We start from the raw sequence: 24,670 nt of genomic DNA, 5'->3' as shown, positions 1-24,670 counted from the left end.
TAACAAATGTACCAGATAGCACTCATCTTGTGTTTCTTGCATTACAAAATGAGAGAACTACCAAAAGCACCTTTTTTATACGTAATAGACAATCTAAGTAACACATTTGTTCCATTTATGATTAAGGTTTTGAATATATCCATTAATTTTATTTATAAGAATCACAAAATCCACCTTTTCTGCACGCCACTTAATTTAATGTGGATTTAGATTGAGTTTACCTCGTAATGGGAATTTCAATTGGATTGCGTATATATAACAACCTCGTTCCGGACAGAATAAGTAATAACAACTACTGATTTCATTTTAAGTGAGGTGTTATACGATACATACGACAAAGCAAAAAAGACTTGTGGTGCAAAGTATAACTACATTTAGTCTACTAATAACGACTATCTTTACACCCATGCTTATTTACATTGTTTATGGATTACAGATTTCGAAAGGCTTTGAGGGATACTGGCCATCAATCTTGTTTTATACAACTTATATGACGGGTGTGTTTATCTGGATACCTATTGTGAATAAGGCTGGGATTCACCGCTCTTTATATTGGACTGTTTCTATTCTGATAGTATCATTACTTAATGTTACTTTCTTTGGATGGAGTTCAAGATGGCTAGAAATAAGTGCGTTATTTTCTGGTTTTGCAGTTAGTACAATTTCTACCATGACGAGTACTTTATTGTTTCTACATGTGGAAGGCGGGGGAAAGGTTTATAATAAAAATCAACAAGCGATTATTATTGGTATCGTTTTTCTTTTACTAATAATCGTATTGTTAGCGATTAGTTTTTTATCGCCGCCGCTGATAACATGCATATATGGGATTTGTTTAATCAGTATCCTTTTTGCTATAAAAAAAATGCCGAGAACAGAGTTAGCCAAAGGGCTTTTACCTATCTCCATCGTATCGGTTGTAGGAAAGTTTCTTTTTGTCTCAATGCTTATTCTTTTGATTCGAACAAGTCGTAACATAAATAATGAACAATATATTTTTTATTTTTTTCTACTTTCTATAGCGCTTATTTGTTTCATGTTTTTGAGTTTGTTGAAAGGAAAGTTCTTTCATAAACTTTCATCTTCTTTACCAATCCGCTTAAAGGCAGAATCATTTTTACTTGGATTAGGAAATGGATATTTATTTTTGATGGGTATTTTTTATAGTTTTACTTTCTATAACATGTTAACCTGTATTTTCATTGTAGTTGGACCATACCTATTAGGGATTTTGATGTCCATATTTTTAGATATCAAAGCTGCTAAGAAAGTTAATCCAATCCATTTGTTTTTAGTAAGTACTTTAATCATGATATTCGGGTTATATTCTCCAATATTTATAGTCCTTAGCGTTACATTTGGGAGCTATGCCATTAATAGTATTTCTTCTCAAAATAATATGAAAGTATATATGGTGAATGCTACACATAGAGAGCTTTCTTTACTCATTTACACAACATGGAGAAATATGGGGAATATATTTTTACAATTTTTTATATTGATTGTGATTGTGGGAGTAGGGGTGTTTTACGATGTCGAATGGTCGCAACTTTTCCAAACAATTGTTGGGAAGGGTCAAATGCAGATTGAAGGGTTATCCGTACAACGATTGATGTTTATGTTAGCAATTTGCTGTTGGCTTGGCATGGTGGGCTTAGGTATGTGGATTGGTAAAAAAGCTAATCCCAATATTGCTTAAAAAGTAACTCGAAAAATATCAATACTAAAACTACAAAAAACAAACAAACTCGTCCTACTAAGAGGGGAGTTTGTTTGTTTTTTGTTTAGATAATGGAATGTTCATGCAAAATTGTACACTATGTTCCATATTTTTTATAGAATATTTTATATCTAGCGTTTCAAGAATTTGTTTAACAATATATAGCCCCAAACCACTTCCTCCAGTATTTCGATTCCTTGATTTTTCAATTCGATAAAATGGTTTGAAAATTTGTTGTATATCCTCTTCTTTAATATTGACACCTGTATTCATAATTTGCATTTTGATTTGACCTTGTTTAGAATCCTCACTTAACTTTATATAGACTTTTTCATTATGTGGTGAATACATAACCGCATTATGGATAATATTTTTACATGCTTTTTCAAAAAGAACACGATCTGTATAAACAGAAAGATCAGAATCAATTTCTTTTATTATTTGGATGCTTTTTTGAGAAGCAAAAAATTCGAGATCTTTTGTGATTGTATCTATTAACTTCGAAAGATTAACTTCTTCTACTTTTAGTTTAAAGGTGTGTTGTTCTAATTTCGACATGCTTAAAATTTCACGAACTAATTGTTCCATACTTTCAATAATTTGATGATTTTTCTTTAAATATTGATCACGATTTTGATAAGGGCCAATATTGTATATCATCCCTTCTAAGTATCCTTTCATTACAGTTAGAGGGGTCTTTAATTCATGTGCTACAATCGCAAAAAACTCTCTGCGTTTTGTTTCTATTTCTCGTTCTTTTTCAATATCATTTTTTAATTGTTGATTTGCTTTTTTTAAATCAAACATAGCTTGTTGTAAGTTAATAGACATGTCATTCAAACTATTAGATAGTTCTCCTAACTCATCTGTAGAGCGAACCTCAATTTTTTCGGAGAAATCTAAATTTGCCATCTTTTGTGCACCCTCATTAATATAAATAAGTGGTTTTGTAATAAACCTGGAATAGAAATAAGCACTCCCTACACCAATTATGAGTACAATGATACTAATATAGGGGAGAAAGCGTACTAAAACCTGTGAAGCTTCATCAATTGGTTGAAATGTAGCAAAGACTATAAGCGTTAAACTACCATCTTGGAATTGAATTGGTTTCGTAACGTTATATGAATTGCTAAGGGTACCTGCATTCTCGAACCGTGTGGCTCTAGTAACTACTGTTGTTTGCGAACCATTTTGAGTAAAAGAAAATGAAGGAGAGTATTTAATTATTCCCTCATTATTTTGAAGATAAAGCATCGCATTATTTTTTTTTGCATATTCATCAAAAAGTGGTATCGCATCTTGAAACGTAAGATCTTTAGATTTATCAATGATTTCTTTTATCCCTGTTTGAAGTTGATCTGTTTTGTATTGCTCATAAAACGTAGGGAGAAAGAAGTATAAAGTTAAATAAATCAATACTGCAAAGGATAACAAAATGAGAGAGGTAGTCATAAAGAGTTTATAAGTAATTTGCTTCATCTTCATGATTTTCACAATACTATTCATCAATTTTATAACCAATACCCTTTATTGTTTTAATATAAGGGATAGCTAACTTTTTACGTAGGTTTTTAATATGTGTATCAATTATTCGTGTTTCTCCAAAATAATCGTACCCCCAAACTTTTTCTACGATATTTTCTCTTGTGAGTACTTTTCTCTCATTTTGAAATAGTAGTTGTAGAATTTCAAACTCTTTTGTCGTTAATAAAATTTCAACGTCATTTACATATACTCTATATGCATCAACATCGATACGCACTTCTTTAAATACCAAATGATTATTTACATTTTTATCATAACTTCTTCTAAGTACAGCTTCGACTCGTCTAATCAAAACATGAAACGAAAAGGGTTTTGTTATATAATCATCGATTCCAAGATCGAACCCTTTCATTTGATCTTCCTCTTCTTCCAATGCAGTTAGCATAATAATTGGTACGTTTGACTGACTTCGAATCATCTTGGATACTTCAAATCCATTAAGATTGGGCATCATTACATCTAGAAGAATTAAATCAAAGGATTGCTTATTAAATTGTGTCATACCCTCTAATCCATCTGATGCGACTACCACTGTATACTGTTGTGTCATTAAAAATTGTTTAATTAATTCCTGAATTTCTTGATCGTCCTCAACCACGAGGATATGATAGTTTTTCATAATATCACCTCTGGTAGTCATTATAGCCGTACTATCTGTAGTTTATGTGGAGATAAATTAGGAGATTCCACAAGACGATTATTGTGTTAGCTCCACGTTCAATAAAATGAACATTAATATTTAAGTAAAACTAATGTATAATAATGTAAATCGGGTGTAATTTCTTGAATTGTATGAAAATATATTTTTACTTCTTTACCAAGAGGAGAAAAGGAAATGAATTTCAATATAAAAGAAGCTACTGTAATTCTAGAGCGTGTGCCACAAACTTTGGAGTTTTTTATCTAGTTTATCAGGCGAATGGCTACATTGTAATGAAAAGGAAGGAACTTGAAATACATTCGAAGTAGTTGAGCATTTAATTGATCTGGAGAGAAACAACTGGATTCTAAGGCTAGAATTAATTCTCCTGGAAGGTAAAAATAAATCCTTTACTCTGTTTGATCGTTATTCTCACATAAATAACAACTCTCTTGGTAAACCAAAAGTTTCAAGGTACGAACTAGGGATTATTTATATATTGCGAGAAAGGTTGTGAAATTATTTGAGGAGTTATAAAGCTATGCTGTTTGATTTAGATGATACGTTACTCGATAGGGATAAGGCAGTAGATAACTTGTTTTTATTAGTTTTAGAGAAGTGCTATGAGGATGTTAGTGATACAGTCAAAAACAATATGTTACAGAAATTCAAAGAATATGATAAAAGAGAATATGGCATTAGTGATAAAACAATAGTTTTAGAATCATTATTTGATGAATTCGCGCCGAAATATAGATTGCCACGCAATTATATCCAAGATTTTTGGAATGAAAACTTGCCTAAATGTTTTTCAATTGACCAAAATACTATTCTTTTCTTAAATCATATAAAGAGGCACTTTAAAGTTGGAATTATTACAAATGGCTCAACTCAGAGGCAAAAAGCTAAAATAATGAATACGGGTTTAAATGAATATTTTGATACGATTATTATTTCTGAAGAAGTGGGATTTAGTAAACCTGATAAACGTATATTCGAACTAGCATTAAATAAGCTAAAAGTACAATCAGAAGATGTACTATTTGTTGGAGATGACTTAGAAAAGGATATTGCTGGTTGTCAAAATGCAAATATAAAGGGCATATGGTTCAATCCTAATATGATTAAGAATAATACCGACACTAAACCATATGCCGAGATTACTTCTTTTGATAATTTATTAAGTTATTGTGGAGAGATAAATTTTCAAAAATAGTAAAAAGATAGATTACCCTTAATTTCATTGACCGTATGAGAAGTTTTAAAACAATATTTATTTACGAGGATATAAAGGATATTGGGCCAGGGGCAAATCATTTATGTGTGTTAATGAAGAGCTACACAGCGTGTTTAATATATACTTTATAAATTATAGAGGGGTGAGACTATGGAAATAAAGAAAGTAGTAATTGGCGGAATAAATATTGCCGTCGTCAGAAACGATACAGTATTAATATCCGACGTTCAATCTGCATTAGATCTCATGGCAACAGTTCAATATGAAGTGGATTGCTATCAATAAATCATTAATAAGTGAAAGCTTCTTTGACTTAAAAACACGGCTTGCGGGTGATATTCTTCAAAAGTTTATAAACTACAGAGTAAAGATTGCTATTATTGGAGATTTCTCTATGTATACGAGTAAAAGCTTAAAGGATTTTATTTATGAATGTAATAAAGGTAAGGATATTTTTTTATTAGCAACTGAGCAACAAGCAATTGAAAAATTAAGCTCATTGAAATAAAGATATAAAATGTAATTCGAAAGAGGCATCCGTGAAGGTGCCTCTTATTTGTATTTTTATATAAATATGTTTTTCAAATTTAAATTTTGTACCGGTACAGTAACTGCAAATGTACATTGTTACTATATCCCTTCAAATTTACAATCAGCATATATTATTTTAATTTATAACTTATTAAGGGGTGCTGAATATGACAAAGTTACAAGATCAACTCTTTACAAGATTAAACCTTGAAAAACGTACTGAAATAAAATTTGAAGAATTAAGTACAATACTCTTTGCATTTGCCCACACAATCCCGTTTGAGAATTTAAATGTAATAGCAAGTAATGCGAATACAATTTCTATGAAAAACTTACAAGAGAAAATTTTAACTAGTTCTCGAGGTGGGCTTTGTTATGAATTAAATACTCTTTTTTACTATTTTTTAAAAGATAGTGGTTATGATGTACAACTCGCACTAGGTACCGTATATAAAAATGATATAAACGATTGGGCACTTGAAGATGGGCATATAACAATTATTTTAAATTACGAAAACGTAAGGTACTTAATTGATGTAGGTATTGCTTCATTAGTACCTCTTGTACCAGTACCGTTTACTGGCGAACTTGTTTCTTCTAAAAACGGTTCGTATCGAGTAAGACAAAAAGATACGAGTAAAGGAAACTATGTTCTAGAAAGAATAGATGTTGATGGAGAATGGAAAGTTTGTCATGCTTTTTATAAACATATTATTGATGAGACAGTAGTAAACGATGTTCAAAGAAGAGTGATAAAAGATGAGAAATCTATTTTCAATAAAGGACCCATTGCAGTAAAATTGACGAACTTTGGCCATGTCTCATTAACGAATACTAGTTTAACTGAAATTATTTATGGAGAAAAAACGAAGCGTAAAATTACAGAAAATAAATATAAAGAGCTTTTATATACTTTATTTGCTATTGAGTTGTGAATATAAAAATAGCCGGTTCTTATTCAGAATCGGCTATTTTTATTATTTTTGGTTTAAATGGTTTTCGTCTAATATGTTTCGGAAACTGCGGTATAGTTAACGTTTTTAACGTTTCCTCAGCTTTTTCATATGTATGAAAGACTGGCTCTTTTCCATTATCTCCTTGCAAAACTAGCCCTTCATCCCGGATTACATACGGCATAAAACCACTCCTTATAGTAAAAAATTATGGTCTATTGAAACAGAATGATACGATTTCAAGTTTAATTTTCTTAATAGATATAATACACTAGAACAGTATAAAGAAGTATATAAAATGAATATTGGATGCAAAGGAAGATTATAATGTCAGTTATTGATAAATTGAAACTAAATAAGTATACAAATATGGTCGTAATTAACGAACCAAGTGAGTATGACATTTTCACAGGTAAAGAAACCTCATTTTCAAAAGAACATGATGCTATTTTTATTTTTGTTGAAACACTTGATGAAATGGTGAAACAAACGAATTTTATTATTAGTAATGAAGAATTACTAATTGAAAAAGGTTACGTGTTTTTCGCATATCCGAAAAAAGGCAATGCTCGTTACAGTACGTTTATTCACCGTGATGAGATGTTTCCGGCATTAAACGTTGGAGATGATGGATATGTGGGGGAAAGCGAAATTAAATTTGCGCGAATGGTAAGTATGGATGATGTCTTTACAGTTGTAGGTTTAAAACGTGAAAAGAAAAAAGCGAAGAAAACACCTGCAGTGAGTCAATGTGTTGCTGATTATGCAGACCGTATTCAAGATGTTGAAGCATTATTGGCTAATCATCCAGCTGAACTTAAGTTTTATCAAAGTTTAACTCCTGGTTATCAAAAAGATTGGGCACGTAATTTATTTTCTGTGAAACAAGAAAAAACACGCGATAAACGTCTTGAGAAAATGATTGAAATCCTTTCACAAGGCTATAAAACAATTGAATTATTCCGTAAGAAGAAAAAATAATGATTAGGAACGTCACAATGATGCAACAATTAATTACGTTGAGCACATTGAAAAAAGGATTCCTTTCAGTATACTAAAGTATGTTCTTATATTTAAATAATTAGCAAAAGAGAAAAGGTGTTTGAAATGAAATCGTATATTGTAGTTGGATCTGGAATTTTAGGGGCATCTACTGCCTATCATCTTGCTAAGGCTGGTGCGAAGGTTACTATTGTAGATCGTCAAGATTTAGGTCAAGCAACTGATGCAGCAGCAGGTATTGTCTGTCCGTGGCTGTCGCAACGTCGTAATAAAGCATGGTATAAAATCGTTAAAGGCGGTGCACGTTACTATTCTTCGTTAATTCAGCAATTAGAAGAAGACGGTGAAACGGATACAGGTTACAACCGTGTAGGTGCAATTAGTTTACATACTGATGAGAAAAAACTAGATCAAATGGAAGAGCGAGCGTATAAACGCCGTGAAGATGCACCGGAGATTGGTGAAATCACTCGCTTATCAGCTGAAGAAACGAAAAAGTTATTCCCAGCATTATCGGAAGAATATAGTTCTGTTCATATTAGTGGCGCTGCACGAGTAAATGGAAGATTATTACGCAACGCATTAATAAGCGCTGCGAAAAAACATGGTGCAACTTTCATTAAAGGTGATGCAGTATTAGTCCGTGAAGGGAATCATATTACGGGAGTTAAAGTAAATGACGAAACAATTGTAGCGGAAAAGGTAATGGTAACTGCAGGCGCATGGGCGAACGAAATCTTGAATCCATTAGGAATTAATTTCTTAGTTACGTTCCAAAAAGGACAAATTGTTCATTTGCAAATGGAAAATACAGCAACAGAAAATATGCCAGTTGTTATGCCGCCGAACGATCAATATATTTTAACATTTGACAATGGCCATGTTGTAATTGGTGCAACGCATGAGAATGATACTGGTTTCGATCACCGTGTAACAGCTGGTGGTTTACATGAAGTATTCCATAAAGCGTTAACAGTAGCGCCTGGTTTAGAAGATGGTACAATGCTTGAAACTAGAGTTGGCTTCAGGCCATTTACGCCAGGATTCTTACCTGTTATTGGCCCACTCCCTAATTTTGAAGGCATACTCATTGCAAACGGATTAGGTGCTTCAGGATTAACAGCAGGGCCATACTTAGGATCAGAACTTGCGAAACTTGCGTTAGGGCAACCGATTGAATTAGATTTAAATGATTATGATGTTGCTGGGGCAATGGAATAGTAATAAACAAAAAGATTAGGAGTGATTTCCTAATCTTTTTGTTATGTTATTTGGGCGTAACTAAGTATTTTGAGAGGTAGGAGTTCTTTTAAACAAGCGGGATCACCACATCGCTATCAAGCTAAGAAAATAGATAACCTACAAAACGAAAATTTTTTGCCCTTTATAGCAACGAAGTGCATTTTTATCGTTTGAGGTATTAGAGAAGAAAGATTGATTCGTTCAATATAGAGGCGAAAATACATATCAGAAATATAAACAATAGCCCCAAAAACTGGAGGCTATTCAATTTCACAATCTATTATGAGTACAATAGGTAAGCTCTTTAAAGTCTGTCCCATCGCTGCATTCGTAAAATGATGAATAACATCAAAACCCTCAACTTGATGGATATTAGCGAACCGTTCCACAAATGAAATTAAAGCGATAGACGGGATCCCAATTAAAGTTTTTTAAACCTAATTGGACTTACCATTAAGAGAGCGAGGATTAATGTAATCCATGCATTGCTATATGAAAACAATCCCATACCGGCCAATGGTAATCCAGCAGCTGGAATAGGTAATCCCTTAAAATATCCAATGGTTGGTTTTACACTAAATTTAGCTAATCTTAAAGCACCCATCGTTGGGAAAAGGATAAATGCCAAAGAAGTTAAAATAGATGGTGTTGCTATCGAATGAAATAAAAGTGCAGGAGCAACTCCGAAACTAACAATATCAGCTAAAGAATCCAATTGTACACCAAACTCACTGTTCACTTTTAATTTTCTCGCAATTCTTCCATCAAGGAGATCTAAAACAGCTGAAAAGAAAATAAAAATGGAGGCTACTTCCAAATAGTCACTCATATTCATGGTAATTGAAAAAACACCGCACAATAAATTTCCAATCGTAAATAAATTGGGTACAGCTTTTACTATTTGATTGAACAAAGTTGTCCCCCCTAAGTTGATCAAACTTCACGTTTATGTAGCATTTTCTATATATTCTTCCGTTATTCTTGAAAAAATATGACCACTGTATGCTAAGTAAATTTCGACAAGAGAAAAGTCAATTTCCTGTACGTTATGTTGGTTTATAAACATGTTTGATCAAAGATAAGTCTATTACTGCTAATTTACCTAATATAAAAACCCCGTTTTTGAAAAAAAGAGTTATCAAAATAGGCTTTAAACATATTTTATAGAATCACTTTTTATAAAATATGTTTGATTATTTTCGGTGCATCATATCTTCATATAGTCATAAAATTAATCTGTAGTCGAAAATACGTAAAGAGCTGCTAGAATGAATTACTGAGAATACGAAGAATAAAGGAGAGAAGCAGGGTAAAAACTAAAAAAATTAGACAAAGAAAATGGAGAGATGAACTAAATGTTAAAGATCATCAAACATTTAAAACCATTTATTGCTTCTATCATTGCAGTTGTATGTCTTTTAACTGTACAGGCAGTATGCGATCTATCACTGCCAGACTACATGTCTAACATTGTCAATGTAGGGATTCAACAAAAAGGTGTAGAAAATGCAGTACCTGAGGTTATTCGTAAAAGTGAAATGGATAAACTTACGCTCTTTATGAATGAAAATGAGAAGAAAAAAGTTGCTGACAACTATGTGCTTTTAGATAAGAACAACCTCTCTCAAAGTGAACTAAAAAATGACTTAAAAGATTATCCGCAGCTTGATAAAGAGCCACTTTATAAGTTACATACAGAAGATAAAAAAATAATTAACGAACTTAACGATATCTTTGGGAAACCAATGTTAATTACACAAGGAATTGAAAAAGGTGGCTCATCTGCTTTCTCTCCTGCTGCGACAGGTGACAACAACACACCAGCGAAACTTCCGCCAAATTCAGATCCTTTTGCAATCATTGCGAAACTTCCTCAAGATCAAATCAATGCAATGAAAGAAAAGGCAGATGAAAAGTTTAAGAATATGCCAGGCAGCATGGTAACACAATCAGCTGTTTCATACATTGAGAATGAGTATAAGAAAATCGGTATCAATACTGATAAACTTCAATCTAATTTTATTCTTACTTCCGGCGGGAAAATGCTACTTTTATCCTTAGTAAGTATGGCAGCTACCGTTATCGTGAGTTTACTTGCTGCAAAAGTAGCTGCAGGACTCGGCAGAGACCTTAGAAAGAAAGTATTCCGGAAAGTTACAAACTTCTCGAATGCGGAGTTTGATAAGTTTTCCACTGCATCTCTAATCACAAGAAGTACAAATGATATCCAGCAAGTTCAAACACTTATGGTTATGATGCTTCGCATTGTATTCTATGCACCAATTTTAGGTATCGGCGGCATTATTAAAGTACTTACTACAGACCTTTCAATGGGATGGATTATCGCAGTTGCGGTAATTGCGATTTTAAGCCTAGTCATTGGTTTATTTAGCATCGCGATTCCTAAGTTTAAGCGTATCCAAAAGTTAGTAGATAAAATTAACTTAATCACTCGTGAATCTTTAACCGGTATGCTCGTTATTCGTGCTTTTAATACTCAAAAACATGAAGAAAAGAAATTTGAAAAAGGAAATCAAGATTTAACAAAAACAAATTTATTTGTAAGCCGTTTAATGTCATTTATGATGCCAATGATGATGTTTATCATGAATGCCGTTACTGTACTTATTATTTGGGTTGGATCACACCAAGTGGATATGGGACATATGCAAGTTGGTGATTTGATGGCATTTATGCAATATACAATGCAAATCATCATGGCCTTCTTAATGATTTCAATGGTATCTATTATGGTTCCACGTGCTTCAGTTTCCGCACAACGTATCGCAGAAGTTTTAGATACTGACATTACCATTAGTGATGTAAAAGAGCCGAAAACATTTGCTTCAGACAAGAAAGGTTACGTTGAATTTAAAAATGTTGGCTTTAGATACCCAGGTGCAGAAGAAGATGTGCTTTCCAATATCGCCTTTACTGCAAAACCTGGTGAAACGACAGCTTTCATCGGAAGTACAGGTAGTGGTAAATCAACATTAATCAACTTAATTCCACGCTTTTACGATGTCACAAGCGGCCAAATATTAATAGATGGCACGGATATTAGAGAAGTATCTCAGAAGGAATTAAGAGAGAAAATTGGTTATGTACCGCAAAAAGGAGTTCTCTTCTCAGGTACAATCGAGAGTAATTTGAAATACGGTAAAAAAGAAGCAACTGAAGAAGAACTCGAAAAAGCGGCGGAAATCGCGCAAGCTATGGAGTTTATTAACGCGAAGCCTGAAAGCTTCCGCACAGAAATATCACAAGGTGGTATGAACGTTTCCGGTGGTCAAAAACAAAGACTTTCTATTGCGCGTGCTCTTACGAAAAAATCGGAAATCTTCATATTCGATGATAGTTTCTCAGCTCTTGACTTTAAGACAGACGCAGCATTGCGCAGAGCTTTAAACAATGAGATTACAGGAAGTACTATTTTACTTATTGCCCAAAGAATCAGTACAATCATGAATGCCGATAAGATTATTGTACTTGACGAAGGAAAAATAATTGGAACTGGTACTCATGAAGAGCTTATGGAAAACTGTGAAGTTTATAAGCAAATTGCTTTATCACAACTTTCAAGAGAGGAGTTGTCATCATGAGTGATAGAAAAATAGAAAATAGAAAACAAAGCGGCCCTGGTCCTGGCGGTGGCGGTCCTATGGGCGGCGGCATGAGAAAGATTGAGAAAGCAAAAAACTTCAAAGGAACGATGAATAAACTCCTTCAATACTTGAAGCCCTATAAATTATCAATCTTAATCGTTATCCTTTTCGCAATCGGCAGTGCAGCCTTTACAATCGTTGGTCCAAAAATTTTAGGAAACGCGACAACAAAACTTTTCGAAGGACTCGTAAGCAAAGTATCAGGAGCACCCGGTGCGGCCATTGACTTTACCTATATCGGAAACATTGTCATTTTACTCCTTGGATTATATATACTGAGCACTGTGTTTGGTATTATCCAGGGGTACATTATTTCTGGAGTAGCTCAAAAAGTATCTTATAATTTCAGAAAAGAAATCGATGAAAAAATTAACCGTATGCCGCTGAAATACTTTGATAAAACAACGCACGGCGAAGTATTATCGAGAATTACAAATGACGTAGATACGGTGAGCCAAACTTTAAACCAAAGTATGTCGCAAATCATCACATCCGTTATTACAATCATCGGTGTACTTATCATGATGTTATCAATCAGCTGGCAAATGACATTAGTGGCGCTTTTAATATTGCCAGTATCGATGATTCTCATCATGGCAGTCGTAAAACGATCACAAAAATACTTCAAATCCCAGCAAGAATATTTAGGACACGTAAACGGTCAGGTCGAAGAAATTTATAGTGGTCACAATATCGTAAAAGCCTTCAACAAAGAAGAAGAAGAAGTGAAAAAATTCGAAAAGGTAAATGATACCCTTTACCATTCCGCATGGAAATCTCAATTTTTATCTGGAATGATGATGCCGATTATGACATTTATCGGTAATATCGGTTACGTCGCTGTATCTATTTTAGGTGGATGGCTTGCGGTAAAGAGAACCATCGCAGTTGGAGACATTTTAGCCTTTGTGCAATATGTTAGAAGCTTTACGCAACCAATCGCTCAAGTAGCACAAATCGCGAACGTACTTCAATCTACTGCAGCTGCTGCAGAAAGAGTCTTCGAATTTTTAGAAGAAGAAGAGGAAGTGCCAGAAGCAGAAAATCCAGTGAAGCTGCAAAAAGTTCAAGGAGAAGTTACCTTCCAAGATGTTCAATTTGGATACAATCCAGATAAGATCATCATCAATGATTTCTCATCTAACATTAAACCTGGACAAAAGGTAGCAATCGTCGGACCAACCGGAGCTGGTAAAACAACGATTGTAAAACTGTTAATGCGTTTCTATGACATAAACAGCGGTGCAATATGTATCGACGGTCACGATATAAAAGACTTCACGCGAGAAGACCTGCGCAACATGTTTGGTATGGTACTTCAAGACACTTGGCTATTTAACGGCTCCATCATGGAAAATATACGTTACGGTAGACTCGATGCTACAGACGAAGAAGTAATTGAAGCAGCGAAAGCAGCTCACGTTCACAACTTCGTAAAAACATTACCAAATAAATATCAAATGGAACTAAACGAAGAAGCAAGCAACGTATCCCAAGGACAAAAGCAACTACTAACAATTGCACGTGCCCTTATAGCGGATCCGAAAATATTAATACTCGATGAAGCAACAAGCTCCATTGACACTCGTACAGAAGTACTGATTCAAAAAGCGATGGAAAACCTTATGGAAGGTAGAACAAGCTTCATTATCGCTCATAGATTATCAACAATACGTGATGCAGATTTAATCCTTGTCATGAAAGACGGAGATATTGTAGAACAAGGTAATCATGAAGAGTTATTGAAAGCTGATGGTTTCTATGCTTCGCTTTATAATAGTCAGTTTGAAGGTGCGGATGCTTCTTGAGTTAGTAGGTGAAAGTCCATTTAAATAACTAAACCCACGAAGAAAATGCATTTTCTTCGTGGGTTTTTATTATTTTTAAGGTTCTGTTACAAAGTTTTTAAAAGTAAGCTAGACTTTTGCAAAACAGAGTGAGGAGCATGATAAATGGGATGTTTTAAAGGGAAACAATTTAAAAAGAACATTAGAAGATTAATTAATACATTCTTGTAATGTTTTAGTGTTTCTCCTCCTTCTCTTGTTTTATGAATATCTCCAAAGATAAGGAGCATTTCTTCCCGATTAATTGTTGCACAACGGATAACCGGTTTAATTAAAGGGAATTATCAAAAAGGGTACTATAAAATAGAACAAGCCAAAGAAATAGATAAGGAGTGAGCAAGCGATGGACAACATGATTAATACGGGCAGCTTTGGTTTACAAAGGGGACCTGATCCAAAAACGGTTGGCCAGTATTTGTTCGATTGCCTGAAACTCGAGGGCATTACCGAAATTTTTGGTGTCGCAGGGGACTATAATTTTACACTTCTTGATACTTTGGAGTGTTATAACGGCATCCGTTTTATAGAAGGACGAAATGAACTAAACTCGGGCTACGCTGCAGATGGCTATGCAAGAATCAAAGGAATATCGGCTCTTATTACGACATTTGGGGTCGGGGAGCTCAGTGCATGCAATGCGATAGCGGGAGCCAACAGCGAGCATGTGCCAATTATACACATTGTGGGTGCGCCTCCTGAGAAGGATCAAAAAGAGCATAAGCTTATGCATCACACCTTAATGGATGGGAATTTTGACGTTTTCCGCAAGGTGTATGAGCAGATTACGGCATATACCGCGGTGCTTACGCCGGAAAATGCCAAGATTGAAATTCAGACTGCGATTCGCATTGCTAAGGAAAAGAAAAAGCCGGTATACCTGGTTGTGGCTAATGATTTAGTGACCAAGCCGATTAAAGTCTGGGTAGAACCGGTACCACCACGTCCAACATCCAATCCGAATACCCTTCAGGCTGCAGTGAATCATGTCCGTCCGCTTTTGGAACGTTCCCACCGACCAGTTATCTTGGTGGATGTGAAAACGATGCGATTCGGCCTTCAGACAGCGACTCGGCAGCTAGCCGATGCAATGAATGTGCCTGTTGTAACGATGATGTACGGGAAGGGAGGATTCGACGAGAACCATCCAAATTATATCGGAATGTATCAAGGCTCTTTCGGGAGGACTGAAGTCCAAAGTACGGTAGAGAATGCAGATTGTATCATTGCGATTGGCATGGTATGGGCGGACACAAACACCGCAAGTTTTACCGCAAAGCTGAATCCGCTGATAACTGTCAATATTCAACCGGATATAGTTAAAATCGCTGAGGCGGAATATCCGAATGTTCTTGCAGCCGACATGCTACTTGCCGTTCAGAAGGTGAATTATAAGGGCAAAGGTTTGACAAAAAAATTGTCATTCCCTTATGAGCAATTCACAACTACTGCCGACGGACCTCTAATGGCTGACGGCTATTATCCGCGTTTTCAGCGCATGCTGAAAGAGGAGGATATTGTAATCGCCGAGACCGGAACGCTTTATTACGGAATGGGAGAGATAAGACTGCCGGGCAATGTAACATATATTGGACAAGGTGGATGGCAGTCCATCGGTTACGCAATCCCTTCGGCGTTTGGTGCTATTATGGCCGCGCCGGAACGCCGAGTATTGGTGTTTACAGGTGACGGTGCCCTGCAGCTAACGGTACAGGAAATCAGTTCTATGCTCTATTACGGCTGCAAGCCCATAATCTTTGTCTTGAACAACGATGGTTATACAATTGAGAAATATTTAAATGTCAAAACAGAGGATCAAAAGTACAACCAAATCCCTCGATGGTCTTACACCAAGCTGGCCGAAGTTTTTGGAGGTAACGCGTTTACCGTTACGGTCCGGACCTATGGAGAGCTTGATCAGGCTATAATCCATGCTGAAAAGGAAAGCGCCGAAAGACTCTGTATAATTGAAATGATCGCAGGGAATCGAATGGACGCACCTGAATATATGCGACGGATGCGTAGTTATATGGAGAAGCAGGAAAAGCAGCGCAGTCAGAAATAGTATCCAATTCTCTAGTCCCTAATTGGATACTAATTGAACAGTTCTAATCATATTCTTTTAATAAAGCGCAATTAAAGGGGTGTAAAGTGAGTTGACAAAAGTTAAGGTTAGTTTACGGCCCATTGCAAGTAAGTTCAATTTACCTACTGTTTTGAAAACAACTATACTACCAGGTGACTCAATTGAAAGGTTATTTATTGCAACCCAGGTAGGAGAAATCTTTTACATAGGAGACGGAGTTATAAGGACTTTTTTAGATATTCGCCCGCGAATTATCAAATTAGGCACGTTTGAAGAAGGTGTCTCTAGTAGCGGTTATGATGAACGCGGATTGCTAGGACTAGCGTTTCATCCACAATTTTATCAAAACGGTTTATTTTACCTTCATTATTCAGTAGCTGGCACTCAAGGTCCGGGTGCCCTTTCTGAACCTTTTAAACCTAATCCGTGTGATCCGAAAACTTTAAACTTAAAGTGGGTAAATAGAGATACTCAATATGATCATATTGATACGGTTGAGGAATGGATTTTACAATCACATAGTCAACCTCAAAAACGACGGACATTACTTAACATAAGAAGGCCCTTTTTTAATCATAACGGAGTCAATAGTTTAAACTTTTCACCTGAGAGTGGAAAACTTGTTTTTACAAATGGAGATGGTGGATCGGGTTATGATCCATTTAATTTAAGCCAGGATGATTTAGAAATAGCGGGTAAAATAATTGAAATTGATGTAAGTAAAAATACATTCATAAATAACCCTCCAGTAGTTACACGCTTTAATGAGTTTCCTTTATCTATACAAGAAACACTTACAGTAATTGCGAAAGGAGTTCGGAATATAACAGGTATTTCATTTCAAAGGTTTTATAATCAGTATATCAAATATGCTGGAAATGTCGGGCAGGATATTGTAGAGTCTGTTTTTTCGTTTGTTCATTATAAACCCATACCGGTTACCGAACTTGTTCAAACGCATTTAATGAGATCCACTCCCAATCAAGATGGATTTATTAATTTTGGTTGGCGAGGATGGGAAGGAGAATTTCCTACTTCTTTTATAAGGCACTGTTCTGAGAACCCTACTTTGGATGAGAGAACAATGGCTTATTATAATGAAACAATAGAAACATCAGTGAGGCGCATACAGCCCCTAATTAGTTATTTTCATAAAGATTCCAGAGCAGATAAGTTTGGAGGAACCTCACTTACAGGAGTACAACCATATATGGGAACTACAATTCCTAGTTTAACTGGTAGTATCGTGTTTACTGATCTTGCTAAGAAAGAAGAATTTCAATCTCCAGTAAAGGGAGTGTTAGCTTTTACTAGAACAGCTCTAGACGGGAAATGTAATGATTTTCATGTTATTGAAACCAATTATGATTTTGGTTCTCAAGCAGCTTATTATATGAGCTTGGGAACAAACGGGGATCAAACTAGATTATATTTAGGGGTTTATGGATCTATGAAAGTAACGGATTTTAACAAAGGTACTATTTTTGAAATTGTTCCATGATACGGTATAAACTCTCAGTCTAAAAATATATCGAATTCATACTTTTTCAAACGCACGACTTAGCGCCTCTTAAAAAACCTTCTATGGATAAACATCTATTGTATAGTGATTCCTAACAAGCAGAAAGTAAAACATAACCAATAAGTATTTGAATAAAAATAGAAAGTGGTGAATTAAGTCTCTTTAGGGGGGGATTTGATGAATCGCTTTAGAAGCTATTGGTATCAATGGATGATAGAGCAGGATGCGAATTTTGTTCATAAAAGAAAGGTGACGCCTGCAAGTAGGTTAGTCATTACAGCATTACTCGGTTCATTTGCTGCTATTTTTCAATCTGCGGGGAACTTAATCCCTGGAATTGGGTTATTTATTAGTCCTTTCGCGACGCTACCGATTTTTCTGGCTATTTGTTATTCTATTCGTGAGGGAGTACTTTCTTATATTCTTACTATTTTCCTACTATTCATTATTGAGCCAAGTGAACTAATTGTCTTTCCCTTTACTACAGGCTTATTAGGTATAGCGTTAGGAGTATCCTTGTTACAATTCAAGAGGAGGATTTGGGTAATTTCCTTTTCAGCGATATGTCTACTTATAGGAATTATGATCATTCTCGATATATTCCGTTTTCCTGTACTTGGTCCTAGTATTCATACGACTATGGATATAAAAGTTATTACATTAATATTTATACTGAGTTTTTTATACTGCTGGATCTATGCAGAGTTGTGTAGAATAATAATGAATAGAGTATATAAAGTATGGTCTTAGCAATTGCATAAAATCTTTTTGAACAAATACACTTTCTCATATATTTTTAAAAATTGGAGATGTAAGCCATGTATAACATTGAAATTAGAAGGCCGAATTCGAATGATTTAGATGAATTACATTTGTTTTTTCGTCTTGTTATTACTAATACATTTAAAAACGAAGGGTTATCACATCTATTAGATGACATAGAAAATGAAATTAACTCGAAAAAGAAATATTTAAAAAATGATTTTGATAGTAATGGAGAAAATCGTTACTTTTTATTAGCGATAGATACAAGTAACGATAAAATCATTGGAACGATTGAAATCGGTCCAGCAAGTGCATTGATTAATAGTTGTACAGACGGTGTACTTAAGGATTTGTATGAAATAGGAACTGTATTTATACTTCCGGAGTATCAAAGAAAAGGTATAGGGAGTTTACTACTAAATACAATGTATCTTACATTACTTAGCAGAGGAATAACCGAATGCTGTTTAGATAGTGGATACAAAAAAGCACAAAGTATATGGACAAAAAAGTTTGGAAAACCTAGTTATGTGCTGAAGGATTATTGGGGCGAATCAAACGATCATATGATTTGGAAAAAAAGTTTACATGATATACCTATAATATTTGAATTATAAAATGAAATATCTCTCTTAACATAGCTTTTCTTACATACTTATGCTATTATTTATCTTTATAATAAAAGAGGACGTGAATGAACTTGATTAAAATTAATATTCCTGAAGCTGATGTTTCCATTACTGAACGTAACCAAGTTATTAAAGGAGACGAGCCATTAATTACTCCAATTAACGGTTTTATCGATTTCCACTTGTTCCCTAGAGATAAAGGCGGCATTTTTATGTTTTACAATATTAATGACGAACTTCTTTTCGTAGGTAAAGCTCGTAAAATTAGACAACGTATTAAAAAGCATTTTGAAGATAATGTTTCACCAATCAAAAATAATCGTGATGAAGTATACCGTATCGATGCATGTATCGTAGAAGATCCAACTGAAAGAGAAATTTACGAAACATACATCATTAATAAGTACAAAGCGAAATATAACGTTGATAAAGTGTTTTATAAATAAACAACATTAGCGAAATGAAACAATCCTAGTACATACACTAGGATTGTTTTTATTTATATAGCTTTGTAATTTTTGTCCGTAATGATTTTCCTCGCATTTGTTCCTCCTTATAAGGGAATAGATTATTTAATCGGCAGAATTTTTTCGTATTTTAAAGTAATGAGCGGCAATTAAACAAAGTACCCCTATAAATAACATAATAATTCCAAAAGTTTTATGCTTTCCTTCGAAGAAAGGTATGTCTGTAATTACATTTGTCATACATAAGCCTAAGAACACAAGAATTGGTCCAATCCAAAGTAATATGTTGCCTAATTTTGTATGTTTCTCCATGTAAACCCTCCTTTTTTACATATATATCCATCTTTATCGCAATCCATAACTTCTAAATAAAGGTTAAAGTAAATCCCCAAGAGAAATATATTTTCTTTCATAACAAAAATTAAAGCATCATATATTGGTACAAGCAAATGAGAAAGGAGATCATCATGAATTGGCTAGAAGCTTTTATTTTAGGAATTATTCAAGGGCTGACAGAGTTTTTACCTATAAGCAGTACAGGTCACCTATATTTAGGGCGACATATTTTTCAGTTAGATGAGGCAGGTTTGTTTTTAGATACGATGCTGCATATAGGGACGTTACTTGCGGTGTTTATTTATTATAGAAAAGAATTTATTTATTTAATAAAAAATCCATTTTCAAAGCTTATGCTATTACTTATTGTCGGGACGATACCTGCGGTTGTAATCGGCTTATTATTTAAAGACTTTTTTGAAGATATTTCAAAAACAGGTATAACAATAGGTTGGGAGTTTTTAGTGACGGGTTTATTTCTTTATATGGCCGATAAACAAAAGAACGGTCGTAAAAAAATGAATGATATTACATATAAAGATGCATTCATAATTGGTTCATTTCAAGCAGTAGCTATATTTCCAGCAATTTCCCGTTCTGGAATGACAATTGTCGCTGCATTATGGAGAAAGTTAGACCGTGAAACAGCGGCGTACTTTTCCTTTTTATTATCAACACCAGCTATTGTCGGAGCTATCATCTTGCAATTTGCAGATGTTTTTCAAGGGAAAGCTGAATCTATTTCTAGTACATCATTAATTGTCGGAACATTATCAGCAGCGTTCTTTGGTTACATAGCAGTTTCATGGATGATCCAATATTTAAAACGTCATTCTTTAAAAGTATTCGCGTATTACGTATGGGGATTAGGTATTTTAATTTTAATGTTGCAATTCACACAGGTGTTTTAAATATAATTATCAAGGAATTATTAGTTAAGATCCTGTTTCATTCATACACGACAGGATCTCTTTTCATTAAGGGGGAAAAAATGTTTACTAAGGCTATTGTTATTGGTGGAAGTATCGCAGGAAAACTCGCCGCAAAGGCTTTATCAAATACGTTTGAAGAAGTAATCATTGTAGAAGCTGGTGAAGAATGGGATGGAAAAGGCCCGCGAAAAAGAGTTCCGCAAAGTAATCATCCGCATGTGTTATTAAAAGGCGGCGAAGAAGCACTTGAGGAGTTGTTTCCTAACATTACTAATGAATTAATTGAAGCAGGTAGCATCGTAAATAATTTTACTCGCGATTTAAAATGGCATCAGTTCGGCCTATGGAAGCAGCCTTTCAAAGGCGAAATAAATATGATTCAACAAAGTCGTCTTCTGTTAGAATCGCATATTCAAAAACGAATTGAACAAGTTTCAAATGTTACTTCGAAGTATGAAATGTTGGTTGAAGGATTACTAGTAGATAACAAGCTTAATAAAGTCTATGGAATAAGAGCTAAATGTTTGAAAACAGGAATGAAAGAAGAATTTCATGCAGATCTTGTTGTTGATGCGAGTGGATTTGGTTCGAAAAGTATAGATTGGTTACAAGAATACAATTTCGAAGTACAAGAAGAGAAAGTAAGAATTGATTTGTTTTACGCAACTAGAATGTTTAGGCTCAAAGAAAAAGAGAAATTAGACTGCTGTAATATGCTTATGTCTCCAAGTTTTCCTGAGAATCCTTATGGTGTTCTAATTCAAACGATTGAAGATGATCGTTATTTTGTTACTTTTAGTGGATATGCAAATGAAAAAGCACCGCAAACAGATGATGAATTTTATGATTTTGCTGAAAACCTATCAATCACTAATGTTACAGAGTTTCTAAACAAATCTGAGGCGATTACCGATATAAAAACGTACAAAATTCCATATCAAGTACGCAGGCGATTTGATCTAGTTAATAATTTGCCTGAAGGATTGTTAGTAGTTGGAGATGCGCATTGTCGTTTTGATCCAGTTTTCGGACAAGGTGTTTCAGTTGCAGCTATGGAAGCTCACCAATTACAACTAATTCTTCAAGGGAGAAAAAGGCTTGATAAAATATTAACTCGAGAGTTTTATAGGAAGACTGCTATAATTATCAAAACACCTTGGGAAATGACCACAACGGAGATAGCACGTCATCCTAAGTTACAGAAAGAATTAACTACGAAACAAAAATTTCAGCAATGGTATACGAAACAAATATATCAACTTTCTGCAAGTGATTCTGATATTTATATTCGGTTAGTCAGAGTTATGAACTTAATTCGTAGTCCATTTCATCTTTTTCATCCTAGAGTATTACTTACTGTATTACTCAGACGAAAGAAATAGCAGGAAAATTATCGTTTAAAAAAGAATGTATAACAGTTAGTAAATCAAGAAGGGGTAAACGGGATGGAAATATACATAGAACAATTAAAGAATCAAGACGCTGAAGATTTATTTAATTTTGAACTCACGAACAAATCATTTTTTGAAACAATGGTACCAAGTCGTGGCTCTAATTATTACGTGTATGAATACTTTCAAAAGCAACTTGCCGAACTATTAAAAGAACAAACTGAGGGGATTTCTTATTTTCATCTCATACGTAATACAGAAAAAGAAATTGTAGGACGTATCAATTTAGTTGATGTAGATAAGGAAAAACGAATTGGGTCGTTAGGCTACCGAGTTGGAGAGGGTTTTACAAAAAAAGGAGTTGCAGCAGCATCTGTAAAATTGATTTTGGCTCAAGCGAGAGTCTATGAAATTAATGAAATACGTGCTATGACAACAACAAATAACATAGCTTCACAAATTGTATTAGAAAAGAACGGATTTTCTCGTGAAAAGGAAGCGGAGACAACTACTGTAGATTTAAACGGGGAAAACGTAAATTTCGTACATTATATTTGGAGGACTACTAAGGGTTAAAAATAATAGGGAGGGACATGTACATGAAGGATTTACGTTATCCAATAGGTCAATTTACTTACGTAGGAACTATTACAGAAGAAATAATTGATAAATGGATTCAAGAAATAGAGGATTTACCTAATGAACTAGCAAGAGCGATAAAAGATTTAGATCAGAAGCAGTTAGATACACCGTATCGCGTCGGTGGATGGACTGTTCGCCAAGTTGTTCATCATGTTGTTGATAGTCATATGAATAGCTACATACGCTTTAAATTAGCAATGACAGAAAAGAATCCAACTATTAAACCGTACAAAGAAGAAAAATGGGCAGAGCTACCTGACTCGAAATTACCAGTAGATGTTTCACTTGTAATGCTAGATTCATTACATAAAAGATGGGTTAACTTATTATATTCTTTAGAACCGGCAGATTTAGAAAAGACATTTAATCATCCTGAATCAGGAGAAACAAAACTTGCTGCTGCAATTGGACTATATGCATGGCACGGTCGTCATCATACAGCTCATATTACTTCTTTAAGAGAGCGTTTAAATTGGTAACATTAGAGAAGGCGACAGAAATTGATGCAGCAGTTTTATTTCAAATGCAAATAGACTCATTTAGTCCTTTATTAAATAAATATAAAGACTATGAAACAAATCCAGCAAATGAATCTATTGAAAAAACTATTTTAAGAATAAATAATCCGAGCAACAACTTTTATAAGATGATAATAGATTCGAACCTTGTTGGAGCGATATGTATATCCCAAAAAGAAAGACCTTATAAATTTTGGATCAGTCCAATGTTCATTCATCCAATCTATCAAGGGAAAGGAATCGCTAAGAAGGTACTTATTTTAATTGAAGAGATGTTTCCAGAAGCACGGAGTTTTGAACTTGCTACGATTTTAGAAGAAGAAAGAAATTGTTTTCTATACGAAAAAATGGGATATAAAAGAACAGAAGTAATAAAGAAATTAAATGATAAAACTACACTTATTTATTACAAAAAAGAAAGGTAAAGCATTTGAAATACGCTTTACCTTTTTATGTTTTTTGGATTAAATATACAAAAATAACGCATATTCTTCCAAAATACTCGGGTTAGTAATTTCGATAATGAATAAATATACGGAAAGGCGTTATTTCGTCGTATATGTTACTAACGCTTTTTGAATGCTTAAAATACTATCGTCACCTTTAAATTCTTTCGTAATTGGATCATCCATACTAGATACCCAAATTTTAAGCTCTGCATCTAAATCAAAATGCCCAGCTGTTTCAATGCTAAATTGTGTAATACTTTTATAAGGAATAGAATGATACTCTGTTTTTTTACCTGATATCCCTTGTTTATCAACTAAAATAAGACGACGATTTGTAAATACGATTAAATCACGAATTAATTTATAAGCATGCTCAACTTTTTCATCATCTAGCATAATCTTTTCTAAATCACGTTCAACGCTTTCTGTACTCGCACTTGATGCATTTCCTAAAATACCACTAAATAAACCCATATGAAATTCCTCCTTTATAATATGTGGAATGAGTTTCTTATATTGTACCATGCGAATGACTAATAGATTATGACATT

The 24,670-nt window shown here is 34.2% G+C and carries 24 protein-coding genes and 1 pseudogene; 18 read left to right on the top strand and 7 right to left on the bottom strand.

Annotated elements, in window-relative coordinates; translation table 11 throughout:
- Nucleotides 1-406 precede the first annotated feature (406 nt).
- Complete coding sequence (locus MKX66_RS06955) at nt 407-1,699, top strand: hypothetical protein (RefSeq protein WP_341087623.1); 1,293 nt, start codon at nt 407-409, stop codon at nt 1,697-1,699.
- Nucleotides 1,700-1,756: 57 nt separating this feature from the next.
- Here the strand turns inward: MKX66_RS06955 and MKX66_RS06950 are convergent, their stop codons facing one another.
- Together MKX66_RS06950 and MKX66_RS06945 are read right to left on the bottom strand one after the other, a co-directional pair.
- Nucleotides 1,757-3,229 (bottom strand): sensor histidine kinase, encoded by a 1,473-nt coding sequence (locus MKX66_RS06950; RefSeq protein ID WP_002189716.1) that lies wholly within the window; start codon nt 3,227-3,229, stop codon nt 1,757-1,759.
- Nucleotides 3,222-3,887 (bottom strand): response regulator transcription factor, encoded by a 666-nt coding sequence (locus MKX66_RS06945; protein WP_000800741.1) that lies wholly within the window; start codon nt 3,885-3,887, stop codon nt 3,222-3,224. The genes MKX66_RS06950 and MKX66_RS06945 overlap by 8 nt, the downstream gene beginning before the upstream one ends.
- A 562-nt stretch (nt 3,888-4,449) precedes the next feature.
- On the opposite strand from MKX66_RS06945, the gene MKX66_RS06935 reads away from it, so the two are divergent.
- The 3 genes and pseudogenes from MKX66_RS06935 (at nt 4,450) to MKX66_RS06925 (ending at nt 6,611) form a co-directional block, all read left to right on the top strand.
- Complete coding sequence (locus MKX66_RS06935; RefSeq protein ID WP_341085829.1) at nt 4,450-5,124, top strand: HAD family hydrolase; 675 nt, start codon at nt 4,450-4,452, stop codon at nt 5,122-5,124.
- A 171-nt stretch (nt 5,125-5,295) separates the two neighbouring features.
- Nucleotides 5,296-5,653: pseudogene (locus MKX66_RS06930) on the top strand (DUF4180 domain-containing protein).
- Between the two features lie 190 nt (nt 5,654-5,843).
- The gene (locus tag MKX66_RS06925; protein ID WP_341085828.1) at nt 5,844-6,611 is read left to right on the top strand and encodes an arylamine N-acetyltransferase family protein; all 768 of its coding nucleotides are present in this window, start codon (nt 5,844-5,846) and stop codon (nt 6,609-6,611) included.
- 19 nt (nt 6,612-6,630) lie between these two features.
- On the opposite strand, the gene MKX66_RS06920 is transcribed toward MKX66_RS06925, so the two are convergent.
- Nucleotides 6,631-6,813 carry a hypothetical protein gene (locus MKX66_RS06920; protein ID WP_002141911.1) on the bottom strand — a complete coding sequence of 61 codons (183 nt, stop codon included), beginning with the start codon at nt 6,811-6,813 and terminating at the stop codon, nt 6,631-6,633.
- A gap of 143 nt (nt 6,814-6,956) precedes the next feature.
- Between MKX66_RS06920 and MKX66_RS06915 the strand changes: the two genes are divergently transcribed.
- Both MKX66_RS06915 and MKX66_RS06910 read left to right on the top strand, forming a co-directional pair.
- Entirely contained in the window at nt 6,957-7,610 is a 654-nt protein-coding gene (locus tag MKX66_RS06915; protein ID WP_341085827.1) for a YdeI/OmpD-associated family protein, read from the top strand.
- 126 nt (nt 7,611-7,736) lie between these two features.
- Nucleotides 7,737-8,852, top strand: a complete 1,116-nt coding sequence (locus MKX66_RS06910; protein WP_002085346.1) for an NAD(P)/FAD-dependent oxidoreductase — start codon at nt 7,737-7,739, stop codon at nt 8,850-8,852.
- A 281-nt stretch (nt 8,853-9,133) separates the two neighbouring features.
- Here the strand turns inward: MKX66_RS06910 and MKX66_RS06905 are convergent, their stop codons facing one another.
- Nucleotides 9,134-9,262 (bottom strand): hypothetical protein, encoded by a 129-nt coding sequence (locus MKX66_RS06905; protein ID WP_341085826.1) that lies wholly within the window; start codon nt 9,260-9,262, stop codon nt 9,134-9,136.
- Between the two features lie 32 nt (nt 9,263-9,294).
- Nucleotides 9,295-9,786 (bottom strand): CDP-diacylglycerol--serine O-phosphatidyltransferase, encoded by a 492-nt coding sequence (pssA, locus tag MKX66_RS06900; protein ID WP_002085344.1) that lies wholly within the window; start codon nt 9,784-9,786, stop codon nt 9,295-9,297.
- Between the two features lie 442 nt (nt 9,787-10,228).
- On the opposite strand from pssA, the gene MKX66_RS06895 reads away from it, so the two are divergent.
- The 7 genes from MKX66_RS06895 (at nt 10,229) to MKX66_RS06865 (ending at nt 19,830) form a co-directional block, all read left to right on the top strand.
- On the top strand, nt 10,229-12,475 hold the full coding sequence (locus MKX66_RS06895; protein ID WP_341085825.1) for an ABC transporter ATP-binding protein: 2,247 nt from the start codon (nt 10,229-10,231) through the stop codon (nt 12,473-12,475).
- Nucleotides 12,472-14,346: an ABC transporter ATP-binding protein gene (locus MKX66_RS06890; protein ID WP_002189721.1), complete on the top strand. Its 1,875-nt coding sequence runs from the start codon at nt 12,472-12,474 to the stop codon at nt 14,344-14,346. The genes MKX66_RS06895 and MKX66_RS06890 overlap by 4 nt, the downstream gene beginning before the upstream one ends.
- Nucleotides 14,347-14,728: 382 nt before the next feature.
- Nucleotides 14,729-16,447 carry an alpha-keto acid decarboxylase family protein gene (locus tag MKX66_RS06885; RefSeq protein WP_341085822.1) on the top strand — a complete coding sequence of 573 codons (1,719 nt, stop codon included), beginning with the start codon at nt 14,729-14,731 and terminating at the stop codon, nt 16,445-16,447.
- Between the two features lie 91 nt (nt 16,448-16,538).
- On the top strand, nt 16,539-17,969 hold the full coding sequence (locus tag MKX66_RS06880) for a PQQ-dependent sugar dehydrogenase (RefSeq protein ID WP_341085821.1): 1,431 nt from the start codon (nt 16,539-16,541) through the stop codon (nt 17,967-17,969).
- A 198-nt stretch (nt 17,970-18,167) separates the two neighbouring features.
- The gene (locus MKX66_RS06875) at nt 18,168-18,740 is read left to right on the top strand and encodes a hypothetical protein (protein WP_341085820.1); all 573 of its coding nucleotides are present in this window, start codon (nt 18,168-18,170) and stop codon (nt 18,738-18,740) included.
- Nucleotides 18,741-18,808: 68 nt separating this feature from the next.
- Nucleotides 18,809-19,372 carry a GNAT family N-acetyltransferase gene (locus MKX66_RS06870; protein ID WP_002141923.1) on the top strand — a complete coding sequence of 188 codons (564 nt, stop codon included), beginning with the start codon at nt 18,809-18,811 and terminating at the stop codon, nt 19,370-19,372.
- Between the two features lie 77 nt (nt 19,373-19,449).
- The gene (locus tag MKX66_RS06865; protein ID WP_002013261.1) at nt 19,450-19,830 is read left to right on the top strand and encodes a nucleotide excision repair endonuclease; all 381 of its coding nucleotides are present in this window, start codon (nt 19,450-19,452) and stop codon (nt 19,828-19,830) included.
- A 126-nt stretch (nt 19,831-19,956) separates the two neighbouring features.
- Here the strand turns inward: MKX66_RS06865 and MKX66_RS06860 are convergent, their stop codons facing one another.
- Entirely contained in the window at nt 19,957-20,163 is a 207-nt protein-coding gene (locus MKX66_RS06860; protein WP_002127593.1) for a hypothetical protein, read from the bottom strand.
- A gap of 155 nt (nt 20,164-20,318) precedes the next feature.
- Between MKX66_RS06860 and MKX66_RS06855 the strand changes: the two genes are divergently transcribed.
- The 5 genes from MKX66_RS06855 to MKX66_RS06835 all read left to right on the top strand — a co-directional run bounded on the left by MKX66_RS06855 (nt 20,319) and on the right by MKX66_RS06835 (nt 24,095).
- Nucleotides 20,319-21,098: an undecaprenyl-diphosphate phosphatase gene (locus MKX66_RS06855; protein ID WP_002013258.1), complete on the top strand. Its 780-nt coding sequence runs from the start codon at nt 20,319-20,321 to the stop codon at nt 21,096-21,098.
- Between the two features lie 80 nt (nt 21,099-21,178).
- Nucleotides 21,179-22,501 (top strand): FAD-dependent oxidoreductase, encoded by a 1,323-nt coding sequence (locus tag MKX66_RS06850; protein ID WP_341085819.1) that lies wholly within the window; start codon nt 21,179-21,181, stop codon nt 22,499-22,501.
- Nucleotides 22,502-22,564: 63 nt separating this feature from the next.
- Nucleotides 22,565-23,086 carry a GNAT family N-acetyltransferase gene (locus tag MKX66_RS06845; protein WP_002032360.1) on the top strand — a complete coding sequence of 174 codons (522 nt, stop codon included), beginning with the start codon at nt 22,565-22,567 and terminating at the stop codon, nt 23,084-23,086.
- A 23-nt stretch (nt 23,087-23,109) separates the two neighbouring features.
- Complete coding sequence (locus MKX66_RS06840) at nt 23,110-23,631, top strand: YfiT family bacillithiol transferase (protein ID WP_002085329.1); 522 nt, start codon at nt 23,110-23,112, stop codon at nt 23,629-23,631.
- Complete coding sequence (locus MKX66_RS06835; protein WP_002085328.1) at nt 23,571-24,095, top strand: GNAT family N-acetyltransferase; 525 nt, start codon at nt 23,571-23,573, stop codon at nt 24,093-24,095. The genes MKX66_RS06840 and MKX66_RS06835 overlap by 61 nt, the downstream gene beginning before the upstream one ends.
- Before the next feature lie 120 nt (nt 24,096-24,215).
- Here MKX66_RS06835 and MKX66_RS06830 read toward each other — a convergent pair whose 3' ends face one another.
- Nucleotides 24,216-24,593 carry a PH domain-containing protein gene (locus tag MKX66_RS06830; RefSeq protein WP_002065713.1) on the bottom strand — a complete coding sequence of 126 codons (378 nt, stop codon included), beginning with the start codon at nt 24,591-24,593 and terminating at the stop codon, nt 24,216-24,218.
- Nucleotides 24,594-24,670: the final 77 nt, after the last annotated feature.

Source organism: Bacillus sp. FSL R9-9530, from assembly GCF_038008145.1.
GTDB classification, from domain to species: domain Bacteria; phylum Bacillota; class Bacilli; order Bacillales; family Bacillaceae_G; genus Bacillus_A; species Bacillus_A mycoides.
This window is presented reverse-complemented; position numbering and strand designations above follow the sequence as displayed.